Raw genomic sequence first — 248 nt, 5'->3', positions numbered from 1 at the left:
TGAAAATGCCTCTCGATTCCTGCATGATCCTGGCCTCGACAACCACGATCATCCCAGGTCGAAAGGCATTTTCCCTATCTCACACACCGACTGTGACCAGCACCCCATCCACGGATCCAGGCTAAACCCCGGCAGGTCACCGGCTGGATCATCCGTCCGGCACACCAGCGCACCGAGGCCGAACGAGCCGACCTGGCCCGGATCCTGGACCGATGCCCGGTCCTGCGCGGCGTCGATCAGCTGGTCAG

General features: G+C 62.5%; 1 protein-coding gene. It reads right to left on the bottom strand.

Annotated elements, in window-relative coordinates; genetic code table 11:
• Window positions 1-48: 48 nt before the first annotated feature.
• Window positions 49-248 (bottom strand): hypothetical protein (locus IU459_RS39230; RefSeq protein ID WP_228839088.1); only part of this gene is annotated, 200 nt, incomplete at its 5' end.

The organism is Nocardia amamiensis, from assembly GCF_015477605.1.
Taxonomy (GTDB): Bacteria; Actinomycetota; Actinomycetes; order Mycobacteriales; family Mycobacteriaceae; genus Nocardia; species Nocardia amamiensis_A.
This window is presented reverse-complemented; position numbering and strand designations above follow the sequence as displayed.